The sequence below is a fragment of the Virgibacillus sp. CM-4 genome, assembly GCF_000445495.1.
Lineage (GTDB): Bacteria > Bacillota > Bacilli > Bacillales > Amphibacillaceae > Virgibacillus > Virgibacillus salexigens.
On the sequence record NZ_AUQA01000006.1, the window covers coordinates 669,784 to 695,375 of the forward strand.

Consider the following 25,592-nt stretch of genomic DNA (forward strand, 5'->3'; position numbering starts at 1 on the left):
TACATGTAGGCAGAAGAAAATTACCAGCCGCCTGTAATATTAATTACTTCTCCTTGGATATAATTGCTTTTATTCGATAATAGGAAAGATACCATGTCAGCAATTTCTTGCGGCTTTCCAGCACGGTTCATTGGTATATCAGCAAATATTTCGGCTTTTTCTCCTGGCAATAAATGCTGATTCATCTTCGTATTTATAAAACCTGGACTAATTGCATTAACAGAAATACCACTAGGTGCAACTTCTTTTGCCAGTGCTTTAACAAAACTATTTTGACTGCCTTTTACAGAAGAATAGATCACTTCATTACTAGCGCCCTGTTCACCCCATATAGACGTTATAAATATAAACTTCCCAGCCTGCTGCTTGATCATTGCCGGTAAAACTTGTTTGGTAATCATCCATGGGGATTTCACATGCAATTGTATCATGTCGTCCATAACGGTTTCATCTGTGTTTTGAAATAACCCGTATTCTCCTCTGCCACTTGCAAACACTACCCCATCAATTGTAAATACAAGGTGGTTAAGAAAATGTTTACAACCTGCTTGAGAGCTTAAGTCTGCTTCAATCATCGCTACAATTGAAGTCGGATATTCTGTTATAATCCGATCTACTTCTTGTTTATTACGATGATAATGAAGCAGCAATTGATAACCTTCCATAACTAATTGGTTAGCTATTGCCATTCCAATATCACCGCTTGCCCCAACGATTAAAATATTTTTCCCCATGACTTATTACTCCGGAGCAATCGTGCATACTGCCAAACGCTCTTCATCTATCCATTGCTTCACAAATTGCTGAGCATCTTCTAATGTTAGATTTCTGACTGCTGGCAGAATGGAGAAAAAATCGATTCCTGCTGCATGATAATGTGTAAAAGCATTAGCTACATTTTCTAAGCGGTTCATGGAACGAAGCAATTGACCGATTTTTTTCTTTTTCATACGATCAAATTCTGCTTGTGAAAGTGTCGTGTTTTTCATTTCTAGTAACATTTTTTTCAATAATGATGCAAATGCTTCAGGTTGCTCGGTGTTACTACCAATTAAGGTATAACCAAAGTCACGATCTAAATTGGTTTCAAAAAAGAAGCTATCATCAATTAGTTGCTCGCTATAAAGCTGTTGATAAAATGCGCCACCTTTCGAAAAGAAGTGGTCCATGATCATGTCTTGGAGGATATCTTTTTTTAAGAACGCATCACTTGAAAGACCATTAGCTAGATTTTTAATGCCCACCGTACATTTAGCAATCGAGACAGGCATCGTAATTTTCTTCGTTTTCGCAGCAACTGCAGAAGGTTCCTCTGGGAACTCTCGTTTTAATGATTCCATTTCCTTAAATGATTTTTTCGCTTGATTTCGCTCAATTAACTTCATCATATCTTCTGGGTTAAAATTCCCAGCAACAAACAAAATCATATTTTCTGGATGATAAAACGTATTGTAACAGGTATACAAATCATCTTTTGTAATCTGATTAATTGAATCTACTGTACCAGCAATATCAACATTTACTGGATGATTCTTAAACATTGCTTTAATCGTTCCCATAAACGATTGCCAATCTGGCTGATCATCGTACATTTTTATTTCTTGTGCGATGATTCCCTTTTCTTTTTCTACGGATTCTTCCGTAAAATAAGGATCTTGAACAAAATCGATTAGCGTTTCTACATTCTTTTCAATTTGATCTGTGGCCGTAAATAAATAAGCCGTTTTCGTAAATGATGTATACGCATTTGCAGAAGCTCCTTGCTTTGAAAAATCAGCAAATACATCCCCTTTCTCACTTTCAAACAGCTTATGTTCTAAAAAGTGGGCAACCCCTTCTGGCACAGAGATAACCTGTTCTTTCCCGATGGGAGTAAAATGTAAATCGATGGAGCCATAATTTGTTGTAAATAATGCATGTGTTTTAGCCATTTCAGGTTTTGGCAGTAAACACACGGTAAGACCGTTATCTAATTTATTCGTATACAAAGTTTCATCCATATCTTGATACGTATGTTTATTCATGGGTATCTCCTTTCGCAGAAGTTAATAAGTACAGTGTATCCTCTTGGATTTGCTGGGCAACATGAAGGACATCTTCTTTGGTTACTTGTTTAATTTTTTCAATAAATGTTAATGGCTCTACTTGCTTGTCGGATAATACTTGCTGGTATAAGAATTCAATTGTGCCTTGTGGATGATCCATGGTTTCTAATAATTGATTCGTTATTAACGCTTTCGTTTCCTCTAATGCCTCTGTTGTAAAATCCCCTTGTTTCATCGCAACCATTTGTTCTCGAATAATTTCTCTTGCTTTTTCAAAATCACTAGGAGCAATGCCGCTAAATACAAGTAATAATCCTTTATGACTTTCCATTCGAGAAGCAGCGTAGTATGCTAGACTATTCTTTTCACGTACGTTTATAAATAGTTTTGAACTAGGAAAACCGCCGAAAATACCGTTAAATACATGCAAGGCGTAATATGCCTCATCTTCAAATGTAACATTCGTGCGATACCCAATATGCAATTTCGCTTGTTGAATCTGATCGGTTTCGATGACTTCCTTTGGTTGCTTATCACTAGAAACAGAAGATGTCCTTGTCTTTTTAACGATTGAATTATTTGATGTTAAGCGTTCAAAGACTGTAGTTATTTTTTCTTCCATCAGCTGCTCATCCATATCACCTTGCATATAGATATCTATTCGGTCGGATACGAGCATCTCTTGATAGTAAGTATAAAGCGTTTCCGGAGTAATATCCTTTAAGTCTTCTAAATAACCATGTACATGTAATTGATAGGGTTCACCCTCACACATTACATCCATTAATCGCATATTTGCATAACTCATCTTATCATCTTTAATTGCGTGTATTTTTTGTTTTAGTGTATCCTTTTCTCGATTAAAAATGGTTGGTTCAAATCCTGAGCCTTCGATATTTGGATTAAATAAGACTTCGTGTAATAAATGAATGCCTTCATCTACAATCGTAGACGCATCTTTGAGAAATTTAGGATTCGCTATTTCCAGACGCAGACTTATAATATGATTCTCACCTTTTTTGGCACCGTCAATGGAAATAGAAGCCCCGTATAATTCATCAAGCTTGAGTTGCAATTTTTGCTTGGTAGGATATTTCTCTGTTCCCTGCTTGAGAATATATGGAAGCAGCGCACGTTTAGTTATTGTTTCTTTCGTTAATGGTGCTTTTAATTTAATCACTAAAGTTATGGTTTTATATTTTTTATTGGGAATAAGATGAAGCTGTGATCCATCCATGTCCTTTACAATTTCGGTGATTTCACGCATAACCATCCTCCTGTATACTTGATAATTTTTTACTTATTTATTCTTCACAAATTTTCCATTTATCATCCATTATAAAGTAAAAAAAAGCGGCTTGCGAATATAATACGCAAACCGTAAATGTAATAACTTATCTACTTCCCTTAATATAAGGTACTCCATTCCCTCGCGGTGCTTCTGCCCGGCCAATAAAACCGGCTAATGCTAATATCGTTAGGACATATGGTGCGATTAACAGAAATACTTGTGGTACATCTGCAAGGAAAGGAATTCCGGCTCCAATAACACTTAGACTTTGTGCAAACCCAAAGAAAAGAGCAGCGCCCATTGCTCCTAATGGATGCCATTTTCCAAAGATAACAGCTGCTAACGCCATAAAACCTTGCCCTACAATAGTAGCATGAGAGAAATTTAGAGCGATCGTTAAAGCAAACACAGAACCGCCTAGTCCCCCCATTGCACCAGAAATAATCACGGCAATGTACCTTATTTTATAAACATGAATACCGTTTGTATCCGCTGCCATCGGATGTTCACCTACTGCTCGAAGTCTTAAACCAAAAGGCGTTTTATACAATACATACCATGCAAAAAAAGCTAGGATGATCGCTACATATGAGGTAATATATATCCCTTCAAAGAAAATCGACCCAATAATTGGAATATCTGCTAGTAATGGAATGTCAGTTGTATAGAATGGTTGACTTACCATATCTGTTTGTCCCTTGTCATACCATTGCTTTGTTAAAAATACACCCAATCCCAATGCGAGAAAGTTAATTGCGACCCCACTAACTACTTGATCTGCGCGAAATGAAACAGATGCCACGGCATGAATAATAGAAAACAGTGCGGAAACGATCATAGCGACTATAATCGACACCCAAGGTGTCCAAGCTCCCAACACATCCGCAAATGTCAGATTAAATACAATTCCAACAAAAGCCCCCATGACCATTAATCCTTCTAAACCGATGTTCACGACGCCGGAGCGCTCACTAAATACTCCGCCTAAAGCTGTGAAAATTAAAGGTGCAGAATAAAATAATGCAGTTGGGATAATCGATTGCAATAATTCAATAACCCCCATTTATTTCTCCTCCTTTTTAAAGCGAAGTATTATCCACCGAATAATATAACTAGATGCTACAAAGAAAATAATCAATGCAATAATAATATCTACTAATTCATTTGGGACGCCAGCATGTGTTGGCATATTAAGCGCTCCAACTTTTAATGCACCAAATAAAAATGCTGCCAGTACCACACCAATTGCCGTATTTGCTCCTAAAAGAGCGACAGCAATACCATCAAAGCCAATATTGGAAAAACCAGAGCTAACGGTCATATTACCATAAGTACCTAACCCTTCCATTGATCCTGCTAAACCTGCAAAAGCCCCTGAGATAACCATTGCTAATACGATATTCCGTTTTACACTCATCCCTGCATATTTAGATGCATGTTGATTATAACCAACCGACTTAAGTTCATAACCGATATTTGTTCGTTCTATAATAAACCACATAATCACTGCTGCAAATAAAGCAATCATAATTCCATAGTGCATGCGAGAAAAGTATGTTAATCCTTCTAACCATTCAGATGCCAATGATGCACTGGAAGCAATGGTCTCAGTTTTATCTGCACTATCTGTTAATACACGACGAATAATGGCATTGGCGCTATATAAAGCAATATAATTCATCATAATAGTAACAATAACTTCGTGAACACCTAAGCGTGCTTTTAATAAACCTGGGATGAATCCCCAAAATGCTCCGGCCAATGCTGCTACGAATAAGGCTAATGGAAGGTGAATATACATAGGTGCTTCCATTGAGGTACCTATCCAAACAGCTGCTAACCAGCCTACTATTACCTGGCCTTCTGCCCCGATATTAAATAACCCCGCTCTAAAAGCAAAAGCGATCGCAAGTCCAGTTAATATATACGGCGTTGTTTGACGAATTGTCTCTCCAAAGAAATACAGGTCACCAAATGCCCCATTAAATAAAGCGACATAGCCTTGTATCGGGTTATATCCGGAGACAAGCATAATAATTGCACCAGACAATAGTCCAATGATGACAGAAATAATTGGAACCAAAATGTTAAACCATTTATTCGAATGCATGATGATCACCTGCCTCTTTGGTTTTACTGCCAGCCATTAATAAACCTAATTCCTGTTCGCTGGTTTCATCAGGATGAACATCTGCTACTATCTTTCCATCAAAAATAACAGCAATCCGATCACTCACATCTAATATCTCGTCTAATTCAAAGGACAGTAGCAAAATTGCCTTTCCCTTATCCCGCTCTTCAATTAATTTTTGATGAATAAATTCGATAGCTCCTACATCAAGGCCCCTAGTAGGTTGGGCGGCGATCAGCAGATCGGGAGAACGATCCACTTCCCTTGCAATAATAGCTTTTTGCTGATTTCCCCCGGATAACGCCCTTGCTTTCGTATACACACTTGGCGTACGTACATCATATTCAGCAATTAGTGTTTTAGCTTTTTGGTAAATTTCTTTATAATTCAGCACCTTATATTTGGAATACGGTTTTTGGTAATACGTTTGCAACACCATGTTCTCACCAATTGGAAAATCAAGTACAAGTCCAAATTTATGCCTGTCTTGAGGGATATGGCCAACTCCGCTTTCTGTTACTTTTCGAGGTGAGAGGTTCGTTATTTTTTTATTATTTAATTGAATGCTACCTGAACTAGATTTTGCTAAGCCAGTAATGGCTTCTATTAAATCCGTTTGACCATTGCCATCAATTCCGGCAATACCTACAATTTCCCCAGCTCGCACATCTAAATTCAGCCCTTTTACCATTTCTACTTTCCTTGTATCTTTTACAATTAAATTCTTAATTTCAAGTACCGTTTCCTTTGGTTCCGCGGGTTTTTTTTCTGTTTTAAAAGAAACTTCTCTACCAACCATCAATGATGCTAACTCATTAACATTGGTATCTTCGACATTGACGGTACCAATCCCTTTCCCTTTACGGATTACAGTGCACCGATCACACACTTGCATGATTTCTTTTAGCTTATGCGTAATTAGAATAATCGATTTACCTTCAGCCACTAGAGCATGCATAATTTCAATAAGCTCGGTTATTTCTTGAGGAGTTAACACCGCCGTAGGCTCGTCAAAAATTAACACATCTGCTCCTCGATAAAGTGTTTTTAATATTTCAACTCGCTGCTGCATACCTACCGAGATATCGCTTATCTTCGCAGTCGCATCGACTCGCAATCCGTATTTATCGGATAATTCTTGTACTTCTTTTTCTGCTTTTTTTAGATTAATTTTCCCTTTTTTTGTTGGTTCACTTCCTAAAATAATATTTTGGGTGACTGTGAACGGTTCTACCAACATAAAATGCTGATGGACCATTCCTATCCCTAGATCATTTGCGACGTTTGGATCTGAAATGTTTACTTTTTTACCTTTTACATGTATTTCTCCTTGTTCAGGTTGATACAATCCAAATAACACATTCATTAAAGTTGATTTTCCAGCACCGTTTTCTCCTAATAGTGCATGTATTTCACCAGATTTTAGTTGAACAGTAATATTATCATTGGCAACGATTCCAGGAAATTCTTTTCTTATATTTAACATTTCGATGACGTATTCCATTCAATTGCTGCCCCCTTTTTAAAAGACAAATGATTGCTATTTTTCCGAAAAAATATGTACATATAAAGAGGCTGGCTATCCAGCCTCCGTTTTATATTATAAGCTTTCTTCGAATTCCTTTAATTCATCTCTCGTTTTTGGAACGGTCACATCGCCATTCGTAATTTTTTCTTTCCATTCATCAACAGCGGATATGATATCATCACTCATTGCTTCTTCATTTGTTTTTGCAAGAGACACCCCATCATCTACTAAACCAAACTCAAGCACTTCACCACCAGGAAATGCATCTTTTGCTCCCATATCGCTGACTTCCTGAACCGATAAATCGACACGTTTTACCATAGATGTAAAGGTAACATTATGTTCACCGATTTTGCCCTCTTCATGTTGATCACGATCAACACCAATGACCCAAATTTCACGATCTGGATCATTCTGTTTCAAGTCTTTAGCTTGAGCAAACACCCCATTACCAGCTGCACCTGCAGCATGATAAATAATATCCGTATCATTTTCGTACATGCGGGTGGCAATTAGCTTACCATCAGCCGCCGAGCTAAAGTTACCTACGTATTGTATATCCACTTCAATATCCGGATTCACTGATTTTGCTCCTGCCTCAAAACCTGCCTCAAACTTATTGATTAAGTCTGAATCCACTCCTCCAATGAAACCAAGCTTATCTGTTTTTGTTTTCATAGCAGCAGCTACACCTGCCAGAAAAGATCCTTCATGCTCAGCAAATGTTATACTTGCAACATTTGGCGCTTCTACTACCGTATCAATAATAGCGTAATTCGTATCTGGATTTTGCTCAGCTACTTTTGTAACTGCATCTTGTAATAAAAAGCCCACTCCAAAAATAAGATTATAACCATCTCTCGTTAACCGAGTTAAATTCGGAAGATAGTCGGATTCATCAGAAGATTGCGCGTAGTCAAATCCGTTCCCTTTCGATAATCCTTGTTCCTCTCCCCATGCTTTCAAGCCTTCCCAAGATGATTGATTAAAAGATTTGTCATCGACACCGCCTTCATCCGTAACAATCGCTACTGAATAATCTTCGGACTCACTCTCATTTGCAGCTGCATTATCTTTGTTACTACTTTCGTTTCCACCACAAGCGGAAAGAACGACAGCGACACTCGCCATAATTGCAAATAGTAAAATAAATGTACGATTCTTCACTTAAAAGCCCCCCTGTTATGTTTTTTCATCTTACGTTTGAATCATCTAATCCTTCCTATCAATTATGTAAGATCACCTCCTTAATTTTTAAAAAATTAGGAAAAATATATTTAAAAAAATGGAAGCCGTTACATATTGAGTAAAGCTTCATTTTTTTAATCGGGGATTCAGTAGAGTCGTTTTCGTAAAACATGGAAACTGAACATATCGGATCGAAAATAGTTCGCAGAATAAAGTACGGGTTCATCATCTTCGGTATAATGCATTTGCTTTAATAATAAGAGCGTTTGTTCCGGATGACAGTTCAGTATATCGTATATTCGATCATGGTAACCTATTGCTTCAATATATGTGACAGCATAAGCAACTCGTTTATTTGCGTATTCTTCCATCAGACGAAAGATAGAATCCGATTTATGCACCCTATCCATTGGTATATAGTTTTCGGGTATTTTATCGATACAAAAAACGACAGGTTGGTCATCTGCGGTACGAACCCTCTCAATTTTTGCTAATCGATTCATACGTTTTGGGCCAAATTTACGCTTATCTTCATTTGTTGGGTCAATGATTTCTGTTGATAAATATTGTGAACCAGCAGATTTACCAGATTGTTCAATCATGTGCGTTACACTGGTTAACTGCTCTATACCTGAAGAAAAAACTGGCTTTGGGTTAACAAACGTCCCAACACCGTGTCTGCGATTAACAATGTTGTCTTCTTCTAGTATTCGTAATGCTTCTCTTAATGTTGCACGGGACACACCTAATTGCTTTGATAATTGAAATTCAGAAGGTAGTTTTTCTTTCTCTTTATACTTACCGTTTTCAATATCACGTTTAATTTCATCAATTACTTGTAAATATAAGTGCCTCGAATCGGTTTTGATAGACAAGCTGTATCCCTCCTTACAAAATCATTTCTTACATCAAGAAATCCGACATCTGACGTTTGACTGGTTTATTCGTCATAAATCATATCATGTATTACTTAATAAATAAATACTTCTAGGACAAATTCCTTAAAAATTTTCTTCCAATTTTGACATCCATCGACAAAAAGACCCCGAATGTATAATCGTATGAAAGAAAAAATATAAAAACAGTATAATACCAGCACTGGTATTATACTGCCCTTTCTAAGAAGACTGCTCTTCTGTCGGCTGACTAACGAGAACTGTACGAGGTTTACTACCTTCATATGGCCCTACAATTCCACGTTGTTCCATGGCATCAATTAATCGTGCTGCACGTGTATAACCAATTCTAAATCGCCGTTGTAGCATGGACACACTTGCACTTTGCATCTCCGTAATCAATTGTACGGCATCATCAAATAATTCATCATCTACCTCATCAACGACCTCGTTTGTTTCCTCTGGGATCATTTCTTCTTGGTAGGATGCTTTTTGCTGCTCAATACAATGATCAACGATTCGTTCTACTTCTTCATCGGACAAGAAGGCTCCTTGAACACGAGTAGGCTTGGATGCACCAACTGGTAGGAATAACATATCTCCTCTTCCTAATAACTTCTCTGCTCCTCCAGAATCAAGTATCGTTCTTGAATCTGTTGATGAGGATACACTAAAAGCAATTCTTGATGGGATATTTGCCTTAATCACACCAGTAATAACATCTACAGAAGGCCTTTGAGTTGCAATAATTAAATGAATACCAGCTGCCCTGGCCATTTGAGCCAATCGTGTAATCGCGTCCTCCACATCATTAGAAGCAACCATCATGAGGTCTGCGAGTTCATCTACAAGAACAACAATATATGGTAGATTCGGTTGCGTATCGCCCTCACGTTGATTATGCTTCCGAATATATTCGTTATAACCTTCAATATTCCTGGTCCCTGTGTCAGAAAATAATTCATACCTTCTTTCCATTTCGGAAACAACTTTTTTCAATGCTCTAGATGCCTTTTTCGGATCCGTTACAACTGGTGCCAATAGATGTGGAATCCCGTTATACACATTCAATTCAACCTTCTTCGGGTCGATCATCATCATTTTTACTTCATGTGGTTTGGTACGCATTAAAATGGTAGTGATAATTCCATTCACACATACACTCTTACCGCTACCAGTAGCACCTGCGATAAGTAAATGCGGCATTTTATTTAACTCTGAAACTATCGCATCTCCCGAAATATCCCTTCCTAAAGCGAATAATAGTTTTGACTCCTTACTTCCCATACTATCAAGTACTTCTCGTAATGAAACCATCGCAACTTCTTGATTCGGTACTTCAATTCCCACTGCTGATTTCCCTGGTATTGGTGCTTCAATACGTATATCCTTTGCTGCTAAAGCTAGTGCTAAGTCATCATGAAGACTGACTATTTTACTTACTTTAACTCCTGCTTCTGGATAAACCTCATACTTGGTAACTGCTGGTCCAACATGTACCTTGGTTACCCTCGCCTTAACCCCAAAACTAGTAAATGTACGCTCTAATTTTCTAACTGTCGCCTGGATTTGTGATTTTTCTTGCTGCTGTGAATTATGAGCAGGTTCCGCCAGCAATTTCATTGATGGCAATACATATTCATAGTTTTCTGTTTCTGTCATTGGCATGTTTTCAAGAGCATCCTCTGTTTTCTCTTGATTTGGCGTCACATCAACCGGTTCTGATGGAGTGGGTGACTCAGGTACAGGTTCCTGACCTGAATAGGCTACATCCGTAAAATCTTGAATTACCGGCTCTTCATCTATATGATAGACGACCTCATCATCTGCTTGCTCTTCTACTTCTTTAGAAGGAGTTTCTGATTTAGCTTGCCTTGCTTCTCGTTTTTCCCTTCTAGCTTCATTTGCCTGCTTCATGGTTGTCGATATTCGTTTCCAAAACTTAGAAAAGATATCACCAACAGATAGTTCTGTCATAAAAATAATCCCAATACCAATGGAAAAGACAGCAACTATTTTTGCACCAGCAAGTGAAAATAAATAATAAGAAAATGTTAGTAATAATGCACCAACCATCCCCCCACCTAAATATCCAGAGGTTAGTTGGCTATTTAGAAATTCTGAATAATTCTCCCAAGTGGTGCCGATAATCGAAAGGTTTGAATTTGTTGCTATTGCTTCATCGAACATTTGAATATGCGTTAATAATAGTATACCTGCAAAAACAATATAAAACCCAATTAATTTTTTATTCGCAAAGTCTGGAAATCTACGCTTGACTACAAGAATAAAACCGGTAATAAGTAATAGTACTGACGCAACAAAATACCATATTCCTAATAAAAACCGAAATAAATGTTCTAGCCCTCCAGGTATTGCGCCATCACTGATCGCACTGGCTCCACTACCAAATATTCCCAAAAAAATAAACACTAAACCAATCAACTCTAGTTTCAGCTGTTTTTTAAATTTGGTTTTGCGTTTCTTGCGTTTTTTTGCCATTATCTCACCTCAATCTATCTTGGCAACTATACAAGAAGAATAAACCCCTGCCCAAAAAATGGCAAGGGTCCTACACAGCATTTACTTTTGATTATATCATAAAACAGCTGTATGAAAATATTGGATATCGTGATTTACGATAAAATTGTTCCAGGTTGATATTTTTCGTTTAAAAAATCTTGTGGATCGGTAGAAAGCAATTGTAATACTTCATAAGATCCATCCGTCTTTTGTTCACAATACATATGTCTGCCTTCATAAGCAATCGTAAGCCGATTACTATTATCATTAGCCGGTGGAAAAACATCCTCATTTGCAAGTGGTGTATATAAAATCATTGAATCACCTGTGCTTCTTGGTTACCATTTCCATTTTCTTTAATAAGTTCATTTACTTTTTCCATTGCTTCTTTTACCCCACCGACACCATCAATTAATCCATACTCAACTGCATCTTTTCCTACTACATTTGTACCAATATCCCTTGTTAAGTTCCCTTTAGCAAACATTAAATCTTTGAATTTCTCTTCTTTAATATTAGAATGGTTTACTACAAAATCGACAACACGATTCTGCATTTCATCAAGGTACTCAAACGTTTGCGGTACACCAATTACCAAACCTGTCAATCGGACAGGGTGAATCGTCATTGTTGCTGTTGGAGCAATAAATGAGTAATTCGTTGCTACAGCTATTGGCACCCCGATAGAATGACCGCCTCCCAGTACGATAGATACTGTCGGTTTAGAAATGGAAGCAATCATTTCAGATAATGCCAATCCCGCTTCTACATCCCCACCAACTGTGTTAAGTAAGATAATTACCCCTTCAATCTTAGGATTTTGTTCAATGGCAACGAGTTGAGGCAATAAGTGTTCGTATTTGGTTGTTTTATTTTGAGGTGGCAATTGTACATGACCTTCTACTTGTCCAATAATCGATAATACATGGATATTGGAATCTGGAGCTTGAGGTACATTGGATTGTCCTAATTGTTGAATCTTTTGAACCAAGGCAGAAGAATTATTCTCTTGATTTTGGTCATCTTTCTTTTCCGGTTCTTTATTCATTTATGCACACTCCTTAATTGTTATAACTTCCATTAGTATGAGCGTAAATAACAACCTGCATGCATTTAAATTCCAGAAAGTATTATTCCTATGTAGTGTAGACAGAAAAATACCGACTAATATTAGTCGGTATTTTTTATTACCATTTTTAATTGTTGTATTTCTTGATCAGAAAGCTCGACTAGCGGTAACCTTAAGCCGCCAGTTTCAATCCCCTTCAGGCGCAATGCTGCTTTTACTGGCGAAGGCGAAGGAGCTGAAAATAAGCCCTTCATTATCGGTAACAATTTTCGATGCAGGCGTGCTGCTTTTCTTACATTACCTCCTTTAAAAAATGTTACCATTTCTTGCATTTCTTTTCCGATAATATGTGAAGCAACAGAAATAATACCTGAACCACCGATAGAAAGCATTGGCAATGTCATACTGTCATCACCACTATAAACACTAAAATCATGTTCTGTACCTTCTATGATTTCCGAGACCTGATCTAAATCTCCACTCGATTCTTTAATAGAAACGATATTACTCAGTTTACTTAATGCAATTGTCGTTTCTGCAGTTAGGTTAATGATCGATCTACCTGGAATATTATAAAGCATGATCGGTAATTCAGTTTGCTCGGCAATCGTACGAAAATGTTGATATAAACCAAGTTGATTTGGTTTATTATAATATGGTGTCACTAACATTACTGCATCGACACCACATTGTTGTGCTTCTTTCGATAATTCAATCGAAGCTTTTGTATTGTTACCTCCAGTCCCGGCAATAACAGGTACACGTTTATTAACTGTTTTTACAACATGGTTATACAGGTTGATCTTTTCATCCGCTGTTAAAGTTGGTGATTCTCCTGTTGTACCTGCAATTACTAAACCATCTGTGCCATTACTTAGCAAATATTCAATAAGCACCGTTGTTTGGTCATAATCGATATTTCCATTAGCATCAAATGGTGTAACCATCGCTGTTAGTACCTGACCAAAGTTCATTCTTATCACCTTTTTTCAGTTAATTAGCAGGACTGCCTGCATCACTTAATTCAAAAACATCATGTAACGCATTAACTGCTGTCTTCAAATCTTTATCTTGTACTAATACCCAAATGGTAGTATGACTATCTGCGGATTGAAGAATTTGGACATTTGCATCCGTTAATGCTTGCACAATCTTAGCAGCAACACCCGGTACTCCAGTCATTCCTGCACCTACGGCAGAAACTTTCGCACAGTTCTCTGTTATCTCTGGGTGAAAACCAAGCGTTTCTAATATATGGACTGCTTTTTCAGTAAAAGCATTAGGTACTGTATATATTACCCCTGTAGGAGAAATCGTAATGAAATCAACAGATATTCCAGCTTCTGCCATTGCTTTAAATACATCTGATTGCATCCCATACGCTTCTTCTTTTGTCTGCACACGTATTTGCGTGATAGAGGAAATATGAGCGATCCCAGTTATTAATCGATCAATAACATCCATCCCATCTACTCGCGATGAAGTTACTAACGTCCCTTCCTCTTGTGAATAAGTTGAACGAACACGCATCGGTATCTTTGCTTGCATCGCTATTTCAACCGCTCTTGGATGAATTACTTTCGCTCCTTGATAAGCTAAGTTACAGATCTCCGTATAGGTTACGATATCGAGTGGCCTAGCTGATTCCACTACACGTGGATCTGCGGTCATAATTCCATTTACATCAGTGAAAATTTCAATACGTTCTGCATCTAATGCAACTCCAAGCGCAGCTGCTGTTGTATCACTACCTCCTCTTCCAATGGTTGTGATATCACCTTCGGGAGTAATTCCCTGAAAACCAGCAACAACGACAACATCATGTGATTCTAACTCTCTTAAAATTCGATCCGGCTGAACCTCTTTTATTTTTGCCTGGGTATGATCATCTGTCGTAACAAAGCCTGCATGAGCACCAGTTAATGCTGTGGCAGTTATATGATGCTTTTGCAATTCATTTGATAATACGACAGATGAAATAATCTCTCCACAAGACATGAGCATATCTAATTCACGAGTTGAATTCTTATTTGCTGGAAAGTCAACTAAACCTAATAGCGTATCCGTAGCATAAGGATCAGGTTTTCTCCCTAATGCTGAAACAACAACCACCAGTTTATATTCTTTCATTAATGCATCTTTTATATGTTTAATGACATGTTCGCGATTTTCTTCTGATTGTACGGAAGTACCGCCGAATTTTTGGACTAATATTCCCATGGTAACACCTCTATCGTTGCAGCCAATTATTTTCAATTAATGTTTGAGCAATTTGAACCGTATTCCATGCTGCACCCTTCAATAAATTATCGGATACAACCCAAAGATGGAACCCATTTTCTTGGTCTGGATCTTTTCGAACACGGCCGACAAATACATCTTCCTTATCCGTCGCACTTAAAGGCGTTGGATAGACCTGTGAAGTCGGATCATCTTCTACAACCACACCATCTGCATTTTCAAGCTCTTTCCATATTTTAGGAACAGTTAATCCTTGCTTATCTACTTCAATATAAACACTTTCCGCATGCGAGGTGAAGAATGGCAGACGTACACAAGTAGCTGCTACAGGCAATTCTTTCGAATGTAAGATTTTTTTGGTTTCATTAATCATTTTCATTTCTTCAAAGGTATATCCATTATCTTGAAACACATCAATTTGTGGTAATGCATTAAACGCAATTTGAAAATGCTTTTCATCACCTTTAACCGGAAGAATATTCGCTTCTGTCTCATTGCCATCAAGATAATCTTTTGATTGCTGTGCTAACTCGTTATTTGCTTCATTACCTGCTCCTGAAACAGCTTGATAAGTAGAAACGATAACACGTTTAAGGCCAAATGCATCCTGCAATGGTTTTAGAGCTGCTACCATTTGAATGGTTGAACAATTTGGATTAGCAATAATCCCTTGGTGCTTAAGGAGATCATCTTTATTCACCTCAGGTACTACTAATGGCACATCTTCATCCATGCGAAAGGCACTCGTATTATCAACAACGACAGCTCCATGTTTCACCGCTTCCGGTGCTAATTTCTTAGATACAGAGCCTCCAGCTGAAAATAACGCAATATCCACCCCAGCAAAACTTTCAGGAGTAGCCTCTTCGACTGTAATTTCGGTTTGTTTAAATAATTGTTTTAATCCTGCTGAACGTTTGGAAGACAACAGCTTTAATTCATTTATTGGAAAATCCTTCTCTTCTAATAATTGGATTATTTTTTGCCCAACTGCACCTGTTGCTCCTACTACCGCTACATTATATGCTGATTTTTGTGGCATCTCTCCTATTGCTCCCTTCAAATACAAGTTTAATAGACTTCTAGCTTATCATTTTATCATAGATCAGCTGTTATGAGGAACAATAACCGGCTGAAGTTGTTTAAATTCCAATGCAGATTCAATTGTTTCAGATAATAGATCCATTTTAGCTACAAGTGAATTTGGTTTTTTATATGGATCATCTTGCCCGTAAGGAACAAAATAAATAAATTTACTTGCCATTAGACGCATTAAATTAACTCCATTTAATCCAAGTGCATCATTGGTAGATATCCCCAACACAACTGGTTGTTGGTTTCTCATCGTTGCTTTAGCGGCCATGAGTACGGGACTATCCGTTAATGCATTTGCCATTTTACTTAAAGAATTACCTGTTAGAGGTGCAATAACCATACAATCTAACGGATATTGCGGCCCCAATGGTTCTGCTTCAGGCATTGTAGTAATCACACGTTTACCAGTAATTGATTCAATTTTTTCGATATGGTCTGCTGCTTCGCCAAACTTTGTATCAGTAGTACGCACAGTATACGTTACAATCGGTACAACTTCTGCCTTTTGCTTTACTAATCGTTCAATCTGCGGAAAAACTTGATCATATGTGCAATGCGATCCTGTTAAACCAAATCCAATTCTTTTACCTGCTAAATCCATCTAATCGCCTCCCAAAAGGTTTATCATTCATCTAGTGTGAGTGACATAAAACTTCATTCAGAATGGCTTTAATACAGCCTTTCTGAATGTTCGTTATTATGTTTTTAAAAAGCAATTTAACTCTTATTTCGTTATAAATTGTTTGATAACATCTGCTAGAATTTTCCCTGAGGTTTTTGGAGCAACAATACCCGGTAAGCTTTTAGCCAATATTGCTTTTATCCCACGTTGATTTGCATATTGAAAATCTGTACCACCAGGTTTTGATGCCAAGTCAATAATGACAGCATGGGATGGTAAATGCTTCATTGCATCTTTTTCAACGACTGGAGCAGGAATCGTGTTAATTAATAAATCACATTCCTGCATATGATCAGCTAATGCTTCTAATGGTACTGCTGTTAACCCCATTTCTGTAATACGTGCTAAATCTTTAATCCTTGTTGCGCTTACAGATACTTTTGCACCTAAAGAAGAAAATTTATTAGCTACGGTGTTGCCAACTCTTCCAAAACCGACAACCATTACCCGAGAGGAATGGATGGTAAAATCAGTATGCTCAATTGCCATCATTATGGTACCTTCTGCTGTAGGTATCGAATTATAAATAGCAACATCATCTCGATCTAATAATGGTATCAATTGAATGGAAGCTTTTTCTGCTGCTTCGGTTAAATAGCTATTCGTAATCCCAGTAAATACGAGCGTTGACTCTTGCAATTGTTGAAACCAGTCAGATGTTAAATAAATTGGTTTTTCAGAAAAAACAGCTTCTACACGCCCTGCCTGATCAATACCAGTTATTGGTAACACAACAGCATCTAGCTTACTTGGTTCGACATCATATATATCTAATTGTTTAAGACCAGTAAACCCTTGTTCTAATTTATCAAAACCAACAAGCACAATTGTGGTTTCAGTCAAGGCTTGAAGCTGCCGAATTAATTCTAGATAACGGGCATCTCCACCAATAACTGCAATTGTTTGACTCATTCTTGTGAACACCCTCCAAACGTACAATTTTAATTCATATTTCTTTATAGCTTATGTGCCTGAAGCATGTTAGTGATTAGGTTTTCGTATATGGACAAGAAAAAAGGCTAGTATCCCCTGTCGGGACACCAGCCTATAAAAGATTTTATGTTTTTCTCATTCTTTTTTAGTTTATTTTCTCCGTATCAATAATAATCATGTCTTCGCCAACTTTTTTAATTGCATTCCAGCGAATCTTTGTTTCTTCTCCTTCTTTTTTCAAACCAAACCATTTATAATTCGGAATAATGAATGCTTCGATTTGACCGGTATTTTCATTTATTTCTAGGTCAGTTTGTCCTAAAACACCTAATCGTGATCCTTCATTTACATTAACAATTTCTTTGCCACTTATATCTTTATACCGCAAACCGCTCTTCACCCCTTCTTAACGTGGTTATTACCAAGTATATGCAAAAAAAATCAACCTATGTTGATATAGGTTATTTTTATCGACTTGGAGCAATTAAAGCGATGGAGGGATCTTGTTTAAATAACGTTTCCATTACTTGCTGTATGGAGCTATGATTTACCGCATCGATAACCTGTACCATCTCGTCCAATGTACGATGTTCATGTAAGATTAATTCATTCTTCCCATTCCTACTCATGCGGCTGTTTGTGCTTTCCAAACTTAATAATAAACTCCCTTTTAATTGTTCTTTACTATTTTGTAATTCTTTATCGGTTAACCCATTTGAAATAAATGTTTCGATTGTTTTATTTATGACGTCGGTTAAACGTTCTAATTGATCGTTCCCTGTTCCTGCGTAAATCGTTAATAAGCCATTATCTATGAAAGAGGAATGGTAAGAAAAAACGGAATACGCCAATCCTTGTTTTTCTCTTACATCTTGAAATAGCCTTGAGCTCATACTACCTCCCAAGACATTATTCATAATAATTAAACTATAAATATTTTCATCATCAACAGCTAGACCATCATATCCCATACACAGATGTGCTTGTTCCGTATCTTTTTGACGCTCGATTTTCCCACTGATAAATGTTGGTTTTGTAATTTCCGTAGGTTGATTCGAGGTTTGATAACTGCCAAAAAATGATTCGATGGACTGTATAAATGAAGAATCAACATTTCCAGCTACTGAAACCACAATATTCTTTGGTGTATATCGTTTATTCATATAATTTCTTAGCTTTTCTGGTGTAAATGACTTTAAATGCCCTTCTGTCCCTAGGATTGGATACCCTAAAGGATGGCTACCATATGACGCTTTTGCTAAATAGTCATGTACAATATCATCTGGTGTATCTTCGTACATTTTAATCTCTTCATATACTACTTTCTTTTCTTTTTCCATTTCATCTTCATCGAATGTGGAATTAAAAAACATATCTGCAAGGATTTCTAATGCAGCATCTTTATGTGTATCCAAAACTTTTGCATAAAAGCATGTATATTCTTTAGACGTGAAGGCGTTTACTTGTCCACCAATTGCGTCAAACTCTTCTGCGATATCTTGAGGGGAACGATTCTTAGTTCCTTTAAAGAACATATGCTCTAAAAAATGAGAGATGCCATTATTTTCTTCTGTTTCATTTCTAGATCCAGTTAACACCCATATACCAATGGTTACTGAACGAACTGCTGGTACACGTTCTAATACGACACGTAAACCGTTTTTACACGAATGTTTTTCTATCAAGATTTTTCCTCCTAAGTGATTAGCTAGATGTTATCGTTGGGATTCTATAAGCTTCTCAATCGTATTGATTTTTAAATCTTTCGCTTTAATTGCCTTAATAAGCGAATCAAGACCTCGTTCTGTAGCTTCTGTAGGATGCATTAACACCGTTGCACCTGGATGGATTTTAGTATTAACTCGGTTAATCATAACAGAAACGGATGGGTTCTTCCAATCAATTGTATCGACGGTCCATAGTATCGTCTGCATGTTTAATTCATGACTAACTTGAACCACATGTTCATTAAAGCTGCCACTTGGCGGTGCAAACCACTTTGGGCTTTTACCAATTATTGCTTTAATAATATCATTCGTTTGAACGATTTGATCCAAAATTTGCTGATTTGTCATTCTAGACATATCTGGATGATTATATGCATGATTCCCAATGACATGCCCTTGTTCATGAATCATTTTTACTAACTCAGCATTATTCTTTGCCCATTTTCCTTCAATAAAAAACGTAGCTTTTACATTATTATCTTTTAATACAGATAAAATTTCAGGTACATATTCCTCTCCCCAAGAGACATTAATTAAAAATGCAACCATTTGTTTTTCTGGATGACCACGATAAATAGGCGATGCAGGTAATTCCTCTAAATTTTTTTCAGGAGTAACTTGATCAAACACCAATAATGACTTATCGAATTCCCCTTTATCTTTCATCTTATCATAGGACTTTTCAATATTGACTTGTAAACCATTTCTTCCAGGTGTTTTTTTCCAAACTCTATCAATATAAGCATTTTGGGGCGCTTCTTCAAATTCCCTCGCCTTTGCTTCAATTTCCTTATATAACACATCTTCTGTTTTCACGGCTTCCATTATTTCTGGTGTTTCTTTTATATTTGCAACAGGAGTTGTCCCTAAATCAAACGTTAATCCGACTAAAATGATAAATACAAAAAAATGAATCAATTGCCGATATCTGTACATCCATATCCCTCCCTTGACTCATATATATGAGTAAGAGGGACAAGGTATGATTAACTTTGTAGCGTTTGTATGCATCTCCATTTTTAAAAAATAAAAAGAAACTGGGCGGCCAGCTTCTTGTTTTCGTTCATTATTAGGATTGAGATTCTGCAGCTTCTTTTCTTTCCCGCTCTTCTTTTAACACAGCTTTTCGAGAAAGGTTAACCCGGCCTTGATTATCAATTTCTTTGACTTTAACCATTATTTCATCGCCAATTGAAACGACATCTTCCACTTTATTTGTTCGCTCCTCGGCCAATTCTGAAATATGGACGAGCCCATCTTTTCCTTTAAATAATTCAACAAATGCTCCAAATTTCTCAATACGCTTCACTTTTCCAAGATACATTTGTCCAACTTCTACTTCTCGTACAAGATCTTCGATAATCTTTTTCGCCTTATCGTTCATCGTTGCATCTGTAGATGAAATGAACACACTGCCATCTTGTTCAATATCAATTTTAACACCAGTTTCATCAATGATTTGGTTTATTTGTTTACCACTTGGGCCAATAACATCACGAATCTTATCTGGATTAATTTTCATCGTTAAAATCTTAGGAGCGTATTCAGATAGTTCATTTTTTGGTTCTTTAATCGTTGCAAGCATGGAATCAAGGATTTGCATACGTCCGTGTTTTGCTTGAGTTAATGCTTCTTCTAATATTTGTTTAGAAAGACCTTCAATCTTAATATCCATTTGTAATGCAGTAACACCCTTAGCAGTTCCAGCTACTTTAAAGTCCATGTCTCCTAAGGCATCTTCCATTCCTTGAATATCAGTTAAAATTGTGTAATCGTCTCCTGATTTAACTAACCCCATAGCTATACCTGCAACAGGTGCTTTGATTGGAACTCCAGCATCCATCATCGCTAACGTAGATGCACAAATACTAGCCTGTGATGTCGAACCGTTTGATTCTAACACTTCAGAAACAAGACGAATAGTATAAGGGAAGTCTTTATCAGAAGGAATGACTTTCTCTAAAGCACGTTCACCTAATGCACCATGACCAATTTCTCTACGACCTGGTCCTCGAATCGGTCCTGTTTCACCTACACTGTATTGAGGGAAGTTATAGTGATGCATAAATCGTTTAGACTCTTCTAAATCAAGCCCATCTAATATCTGAACATCTCCGAGAGCGCCTAATGTACAAACACTCAACGCTTGGGTTTGCCCTCTTGTAAATAATCCAGATCCATGTGTTCTTGGTAATACATTAATTCGTGAAGACAATGGACGAATTTCATCAATTTTACGTCCATCAGGGCGAATTTTTTCTTTCGTTATTAGTCTGCGTACTTCTTCCTTAACGATTTTGTCAAGAACAGCCTTGACTTGTGTATATTGTTCCTTGTCTTCTTCATCATAAGCTTCGAGAATTTCGTCTTTCACCGCACTGATTGCCTCTTCACGCGCATGCTTCTCTTTCACCTGAATTGCATTGAGCAGTTTTGTGGAAGCTTCAGCTTCAACTTTTGTAGCCAGCTCATCATCAACTTCAAATAAAATAACTTCTTTTTTAGCTGCTCCAACGGCTTGTACAATTTCTTCTTGGAAGGAAACTAAACGAGCAATTTCTTGATGACCAAACATAATTGCTTCTAACATTACCTCTTCAGGTACTTCGTTAGCTCCTGCCTCTACCATATTGATGGCATCCTTCGTACCAGCAACGGTTAGTTCAATATCACTTTGTTCTTCTTGTTCGATGGTAGGATTAATTACAAATTCACCATTAACACGACCAACGTTTACGCCAGCAATTGGTTCCGCAAAAGGGATATCAGAAACGCTTAATGCAATCGATGATCCAATCATCGCTGCCATTTCAGATGGACAATCCTGATCTACACTCATAACGGTGCTAATTACTTGTACTTCATTTCGGAAGCCATCTGGAAATAATGGACGAATCGGACGATCAATTAATCGTGATGACAAAATAGCTTTCTCACTTGGTCTTCCTTCTCGTTTAATAAACCCTCCTGGGATCTTGCCAACTGCATATAGCCGTTCTTCATAATTTACCGTTAACGGGAAGAAGGGCAGGTCCTTTGGTTCGTTTGACGCAGTTGCTACAGACAATACAGACGTATCACCATAATGTACCATACAAGCGCCATTTGCTTGTTTTGCTAACTCGCCTATCTCGACGGTAAATTTTTCACCGGCAATTTCGGTAGAAAATAGGTGTTTTTCTTCTGCCATTAGTTTAAGTACTCCTTTCAATTAACCATTCTAACCTTCATTCTATAGTTTATAAGCATGATTGTAAATTTTATGTAGATAATTAACTATTTTTATGATTACACACCTTTTAAACAATCACCCATGCACTATTTTATACAAATAGGTGCAAGAAAGTAAAAGAAAAGGATAAGATCCATACGATAAAATGTCAATCTTCATGTAAAAAAGCTTACACAGTAACTATCTGCCATCTAATTTCTTACCAACGATCTAAACATGTTTTAAGACAAAAGCGGGTTAGATAGAGAATGTTCTTAATGTATAAAAAAAGCAGGATCTCTCCTGCTTTTTACATCTATCGGCGTAGGCCAAGATTTTTAATTAGTTCACGGTAACGTGTAACATCTTTATTACGTAAATAATTTAATAAATTACGACGTTTACCAACCATTTTCAAAAGACCACGACGTGAATGATGATCTTTCTTATGAACACGTAAATGTTCGTTTAATTTGGTAATTTCTTCAGTAAGTACAGCAATTTGTACCTCTGGAGAACCAGTGTCCGTATCATGAATTTTGTATTCATTAATAATTTCATTTTTACGTTCTTGTGTAATAGCCATCTGGCTCACCTCCTAATATTATTTTTATCCCCATTCCCCTAGCAAACGTCGGAGTTACGTTTTGCCAAGCGATGGTTCCACGTACCTTATCGTACAATTTTTTTAGCAAAAATGCAAGTAATTTCGTTAATGCGGCTTGGAAAAAAAACTACGACTTATTACTTCATCCTGATCTAATTCTGTGATCAATTGCTCTATGCTAGCAAATTTTTCTTCATCACGTATGAATTTATGAAACTCTACAAACAATTCATCACCATATAAGTCATTATTGTAATCAAAAATATTCACTTCGAGTACAGGTTCGGTTAAACCGGTATCAAAGGTAGGGTTGAATCCAAGGCTTGCCATTCCTTCATATTTTTCATTCTTATATATAACTTTTACCGCATATATTCCTGGTTTGGGTAGCAATGCTTCTGTATTTGTATCAATATTCGCAGTTGGATACCCCATTTCTTTTCCCCGCTGTTCCCCTTTAACAACGATACCATCCACTGTCAGTGGGCGACCAAGCAATTCATTCGCCTTTTCAACATTTCCTATGCTTAACAACTCACGAATTCTTGTAGAGCTGACTTTTTTATCATCTAATTCTACTTTACTAATTGTGGTAGTTGTAAACGCATTCGCAGCGTGTTCTGCAATTGTATCCATGTTTCCTTTCCCTTTATGACCATAGGAAAAATCAAACCCAGCTACAACATGTTTGATGTGAAGGCCTTTAATAAAATGATCAACGAAATCCTGTGGTGATAGAGCTGCTAAGTCATGATTAAAATTAATGATATAAAGTCGATCGACACCCAGCCTTTTAAGAATTTCCTTTTTCTCACGCAAGGGAGTTATGTATCTGACGTGCTGTACATCTTTTTTTAATACGACAGTGGGATGCGGATAAAATGTAATAACAGCACTTTCCATACCTTTTTCTTTTGCTTTTGAGACAGCAGTTCGGATAACATGTTGATGTCCTTTGTGTATGCCATCGAAGAAACCAATTGCTGTTACAGTCTCTGGTAGATCTGCCAAAACTAAAGAATGCGGGTATTTTAATTCAAATGTTCGCACCGTGTTTCACCTGCACTTTTATTATTTACTGAAAACCCGAACTGGCTTTATATACGCTGGTTTTTCAGGATGAACCTGGTATATAGCTAGAACCCTATCTTGATACATTACCGTAAATGGATCCGTATGCATTTCATTCGTACGGATTAGTTTTTGTCCATGAAGTACTTTTTCCATAAGCTCATGGTTTACATAAAGGCAATCAAGATGAGAAAGCCCTTTTTGTAAGGGATATAAAAGTTCAGATTCTTTCTGTTGTTCGACTGCCTCTTCTATTGTAGCAAATGTAACTGCATTTTTCTTTGAAAATGCACCGGTTTTTTCTCTTGTTAATGAGACCATATGAGCAGGATATCCAAGTGATTTACCAATATCAACGCAAAGCGTGCGTATATAGGTACCTTTTGAACATTCAACCCGAAAAGATATGCAATTCTCTTCTTCTTCTTGCTGAATAAGTTCTAACTTGAATATAGTTACATCTCTCACAGGCCGTTCAACAACTTCATTTGCCCGAGCATATTCGTATAATTTTTTGCCTTTTACTTTTACTGCAGAATACATTGGTGGTTTTTGTTTAATGGAACCAGTATATCCTTGAAAAACCGCTTTTGTTTGACCTGAGCTTGGAAACGTAGTTACCTTTTTTTTATCTACAATATCGCCAGAAGCATCTTCCGTTTCGGTTGATATGCCTAATTTTAACTTACCCGTGTATGTTTTTCTGGTGTCTGTTAAGAAGGGTACAATTTTAGTAGCTTGTCCAATACATATTGGCAATACACCTTCTACATCTGGATCCAATGTGCCAGTATGACCAACCTTTTTCGTTTGGAATAATTTCCTTACTTTAACCACACAATCATGAGAAGTTAATCCTTTCGGCTTCCATAACGACAATATTCCATTCATCTATTATTGTACCTCCATTTTCTTTACTGGGATGAAGGAAAAATCTGACCTATCATAGGTCAGATTTTTTGAAGACATTATTTATTTAAATCGCGAAGAATGGTTTCAATTCGATTTCCATATTCGTAAGCTTCGTCAAATTCAAACATTAACTCTGGTGTCTTTCGCAAACGAATCCGTTGGCCTATTTCAGAGCGGATAAATCCTTTTGCCTTTGCTAAGCCTAATAATGTGTCCTGCTTTTGTTTTTCATCCCCTAATACAGATATGAATATTTTAGCTTGCTGCAGGTCACCAGTAACTTCCACATCAGTTACCGTCACAAATCCCACGCGTGGATCTTTGATCTTTCGAGTTAAAATTTCACCAAGCTCTTTTTTCATTTGTTCAGCTACTCTGTTTGAACGTAAATCTGCCATTTCCATCACCTCGTCATTGAACTCCTTACAGAACAAGGGAGCTG

General features: G+C 37.1%; 24 protein-coding genes. All 24 read right to left on the reverse strand.

The genetic code is table 11. The annotated features are described in order from the left end of the window. Window positions 1–20: 20 nt before the first annotated feature. Window positions 21–734: an elongation factor P 5-aminopentanone reductase gene (gene ymfI, locus M948_RS36685; RefSeq protein WP_021291513.1), complete on the reverse strand. Its 714-nt coding sequence runs from the start codon at window positions 732–734 to the stop codon at window positions 21–23. Window positions 735–740: 6 nt separating this feature from the next. Beyond that, on the reverse strand, window positions 741–2,024 hold the full coding sequence (gene yfmH / locus M948_RS36690) for an EF-P 5-aminopentanol modification-associated protein YfmH (RefSeq protein ID WP_021291514.1): 1,284 nt from the start codon (window positions 2,022–2,024) through the stop codon (window positions 741–743). Further along, the gene (gene yfmF / locus M948_RS36695) at window positions 2,017–3,312 is read right to left on the reverse strand and encodes an EF-P 5-aminopentanol modification-associated protein YfmF (protein ID WP_021291515.1); all 1,296 of its coding nucleotides are present in this window, start codon (window positions 3,310–3,312) and stop codon (window positions 2,017–2,019) included. The genes yfmH and yfmF overlap by 8 nt, the downstream gene beginning before the upstream one ends. A gap of 127 nt (window positions 3,313–3,439) precedes the next feature. Next, the gene (locus tag M948_RS36700) at window positions 3,440–4,399 is read right to left on the reverse strand and encodes an ABC transporter permease (protein ID WP_021291516.1); all 960 of its coding nucleotides are present in this window, start codon (window positions 4,397–4,399) and stop codon (window positions 3,440–3,442) included. Next, on the reverse strand, window positions 4,400–5,446 hold the full coding sequence (locus tag M948_RS36705; RefSeq protein WP_021291517.1) for an ABC transporter permease: 1,047 nt from the start codon (window positions 5,444–5,446) through the stop codon (window positions 4,400–4,402). Beyond that, window positions 5,433–6,971 (reverse strand): ABC transporter ATP-binding protein, encoded by a 1,539-nt coding sequence (locus tag M948_RS36710; RefSeq protein WP_021291518.1) that lies wholly within the window; start codon window positions 6,969–6,971, stop codon window positions 5,433–5,435. Before M948_RS36710 ends, M948_RS36705 begins: the two co-directional genes overlap by 14 nt. A 96-nt stretch (window positions 6,972–7,067) precedes the next feature. After that, window positions 7,068–8,162, reverse strand: coding sequence for a BMP family lipoprotein (locus M948_RS36715; protein ID WP_021291519.1), 1,095 nt, complete (start codon window positions 8,160–8,162; stop codon window positions 7,068–7,070). Between the two features lie 167 nt (window positions 8,163–8,329). Beyond that, on the reverse strand, window positions 8,330–9,058 hold the full coding sequence (locus M948_RS36720; protein ID WP_021291520.1) for a GntR family transcriptional regulator: 729 nt from the start codon (window positions 9,056–9,058) through the stop codon (window positions 8,330–8,332). Window positions 9,059–9,301: 243 nt separating this feature from the next. Continuing rightward, window positions 9,302–11,581, reverse strand: coding sequence for an FtsK/SpoIIIE family DNA translocase (locus M948_RS36725; RefSeq protein ID WP_021291521.1), 2,280 nt, complete (start codon window positions 11,579–11,581; stop codon window positions 9,302–9,304). Between the two features lie 134 nt (window positions 11,582–11,715). After that, entirely contained in the window at window positions 11,716–11,919 is a 204-nt protein-coding gene (locus tag M948_RS36730) for a YlzJ-like family protein (protein WP_021291522.1), read from the reverse strand. Then, complete coding sequence (locus M948_RS36735; RefSeq protein ID WP_021291523.1) at window positions 11,916–12,650, reverse strand: ClpP family protease; 735 nt, start codon at window positions 12,648–12,650, stop codon at window positions 11,916–11,918. Before M948_RS36735 ends, M948_RS36730 begins: the two co-directional genes overlap by 4 nt. 122 nt (window positions 12,651–12,772) lie before the next feature. Continuing rightward, entirely contained in the window at window positions 12,773–13,645 is an 873-nt protein-coding gene (dapA, locus tag M948_RS36740; protein ID WP_021291524.1) for a 4-hydroxy-tetrahydrodipicolinate synthase, read from the reverse strand. A gap of 19 nt (window positions 13,646–13,664) precedes the next feature. After that, window positions 13,665–14,891: an aspartate kinase gene (dapG, locus tag M948_RS36745; RefSeq protein ID WP_021291525.1), complete on the reverse strand. Its 1,227-nt coding sequence runs from the start codon at window positions 14,889–14,891 to the stop codon at window positions 13,665–13,667. Window positions 14,892–14,901: 10 nt separating this feature from the next. Next, window positions 14,902–15,954, reverse strand: coding sequence for an aspartate-semialdehyde dehydrogenase (locus M948_RS36750; RefSeq protein WP_021291526.1), 1,053 nt, complete (start codon window positions 15,952–15,954; stop codon window positions 14,902–14,904). A gap of 63 nt (window positions 15,955–16,017) precedes the next feature. Continuing rightward, a complete protein-coding gene (gene dpaB, locus M948_RS36755) occupies window positions 16,018–16,608 on the reverse strand; it encodes a dipicolinate synthase subunit B (protein ID WP_021291527.1) in 591 nt (196 codons plus the stop codon). 123 nt (window positions 16,609–16,731) lie between these two features. Further along, window positions 16,732–17,601: a dipicolinic acid synthetase subunit A gene (gene dpaA / locus M948_RS36760; RefSeq protein ID WP_021291528.1), complete on the reverse strand. Its 870-nt coding sequence runs from the start codon at window positions 17,599–17,601 to the stop codon at window positions 16,732–16,734. A gap of 166 nt (window positions 17,602–17,767) precedes the next feature. Beyond that, window positions 17,768–18,010 (reverse strand): YlmC/YmxH family sporulation protein, encoded by a 243-nt coding sequence (locus tag M948_RS36765; protein WP_021291529.1) that lies wholly within the window; start codon window positions 18,008–18,010, stop codon window positions 17,768–17,770. A gap of 79 nt (window positions 18,011–18,089) precedes the next feature. Further along, on the reverse strand, window positions 18,090–19,307 hold the full coding sequence (locus M948_RS36770) for a M16 family metallopeptidase (protein ID WP_021291530.1): 1,218 nt from the start codon (window positions 19,305–19,307) through the stop codon (window positions 18,090–18,092). A 30-nt stretch (window positions 19,308–19,337) separates the two neighbouring features. Further along, the gene (locus tag M948_RS36775; RefSeq protein ID WP_021291531.1) at window positions 19,338–20,285 is read right to left on the reverse strand and encodes a polysaccharide deacetylase family protein; all 948 of its coding nucleotides are present in this window, start codon (window positions 20,283–20,285) and stop codon (window positions 19,338–19,340) included. Window positions 20,286–20,418: 133 nt separating this feature from the next. Continuing rightward, window positions 20,419–22,539, reverse strand: a complete 2,121-nt coding sequence (gene pnp, locus M948_RS36780; RefSeq protein WP_021291532.1) for a polyribonucleotide nucleotidyltransferase — start codon at window positions 22,537–22,539, stop codon at window positions 20,419–20,421. 337 nt (window positions 22,540–22,876) lie between these two features. Next, window positions 22,877–23,146 (reverse strand): 30S ribosomal protein S15, encoded by a 270-nt coding sequence (rpsO, locus tag M948_RS36785; protein WP_021291533.1) that lies wholly within the window; start codon window positions 23,144–23,146, stop codon window positions 22,877–22,879. A gap of 126 nt (window positions 23,147–23,272) precedes the next feature. Next, window positions 23,273–24,217, reverse strand: a complete 945-nt coding sequence (locus M948_RS36790) for a bifunctional riboflavin kinase/FAD synthetase (RefSeq protein ID WP_021291534.1) — start codon at window positions 24,215–24,217, stop codon at window positions 23,273–23,275. 21 nt (window positions 24,218–24,238) lie between these two features. Beyond that, window positions 24,239–25,129, reverse strand: a complete 891-nt coding sequence (gene truB / locus M948_RS36795) for a tRNA pseudouridine(55) synthase TruB (protein WP_021291535.1) — start codon at window positions 25,127–25,129, stop codon at window positions 24,239–24,241. A 77-nt stretch (window positions 25,130–25,206) separates the two neighbouring features. Next, on the reverse strand, window positions 25,207–25,548 hold the full coding sequence (gene rbfA, locus M948_RS36800; protein ID WP_031335584.1) for a 30S ribosome-binding factor RbfA: 342 nt from the start codon (window positions 25,546–25,548) through the stop codon (window positions 25,207–25,209). Between the last annotated feature and the right edge of the window lie 44 nt (window positions 25,549–25,592).

Excerpts from the sequence above, each read along its gene's own strand:
- M948_RS36725 (WP_021291521.1), bottom strand. The coding sequence starts at position 11,581 with ATGGCAAAAAAACGCAAGAAACGCAAAACCAAATTTAAAAAACAGCTG.
- M948_RS36750 (WP_021291526.1), bottom strand. The coding sequence starts at position 15,954 with ATGCCACAAAAATCAGCATATAATGTAGCGGTAGTAGGAGCAACAGGT.
- M948_RS36730 (WP_021291522.1), bottom strand. The coding sequence starts at position 11,919 with ATGATTTTATATACACCACTTGCAAATGAGGATGTTTTTCCACCGGCT.
- M948_RS36705 (WP_021291517.1), bottom strand. The coding sequence starts at position 5,446 with ATGCATTCGAATAAATGGTTTAACATTTTGGTTCCAATTATTTCTGTC.
- dpaA (WP_021291528.1), bottom strand. The coding sequence starts at position 17,601 with ATGAGTCAAACAATTGCAGTTATTGGTGGAGATGCCCGTTATCTAGAA.
- dpaB (WP_021291527.1), bottom strand. The coding sequence starts at position 16,608 with ATGGATTTAGCAGGTAAAAGAATTGGATTTGGTTTAACAGGATCGCAT.
- ymfI (WP_021291513.1), bottom strand. The coding sequence starts at position 734 with ATGGGGAAAAATATTTTAATCGTTGGGGCAAGCGGTGATATTGGAATG.
- M948_RS36775 (WP_021291531.1), bottom strand. The coding sequence starts at position 20,285 with ATGTACAGATATCGGCAATTGATTCATTTTTTTGTATTTATCATTTTA.
- rbfA (WP_031335584.1), bottom strand. The coding sequence starts at position 25,548 with ATGGCAGATTTACGTTCAAACAGAGTAGCTGAACAAATGAAAAAAGAG.
- M948_RS36735 (WP_021291523.1), bottom strand. The coding sequence starts at position 12,650 with ATGAATAAAGAACCGGAAAAGAAAGATGACCAAAATCAAGAGAATAAT.
- pnp (WP_021291532.1), bottom strand. The coding sequence starts at position 22,539 with ATGGCAGAAGAAAAACACCTATTTTCTACCGAAATTGCCGGTGAAAAA.
- dapG (WP_021291525.1), bottom strand. The coding sequence starts at position 14,891 with ATGGGAATATTAGTCCAAAAATTCGGCGGTACTTCCGTACAATCAGAA.
- dapA (WP_021291524.1), bottom strand. The coding sequence starts at position 13,645 with ATGAACTTTGGTCAGGTACTAACAGCGATGGTTACACCATTTGATGCT.
- rpsO (WP_021291533.1), bottom strand. The coding sequence starts at position 23,146 with ATGGCTATTACACAAGAACGTAAAAATGAAATTATTAATGAATACAAA.
- M948_RS36700 (WP_021291516.1), bottom strand. The coding sequence starts at position 4,399 with ATGGGGGTTATTGAATTATTGCAATCGATTATCCCAACTGCATTATTT.
- M948_RS36710 (WP_021291518.1), bottom strand. The coding sequence starts at position 6,971 with ATGGAATACGTCATCGAAATGTTAAATATAAGAAAAGAATTTCCTGGA.
- yfmH (WP_021291514.1), bottom strand. The coding sequence starts at position 2,024 with ATGAATAAACATACGTATCAAGATATGGATGAAACTTTGTATACGAAT.
- truB (WP_021291535.1), bottom strand. The coding sequence starts at position 25,129 with ATGAATGGAATATTGTCGTTATGGAAGCCGAAAGGATTAACTTCTCAT.
- yfmF (WP_021291515.1), bottom strand. The coding sequence starts at position 3,312 with ATGCGTGAAATCACCGAAATTGTAAAGGACATGGATGGATCACAGCTT.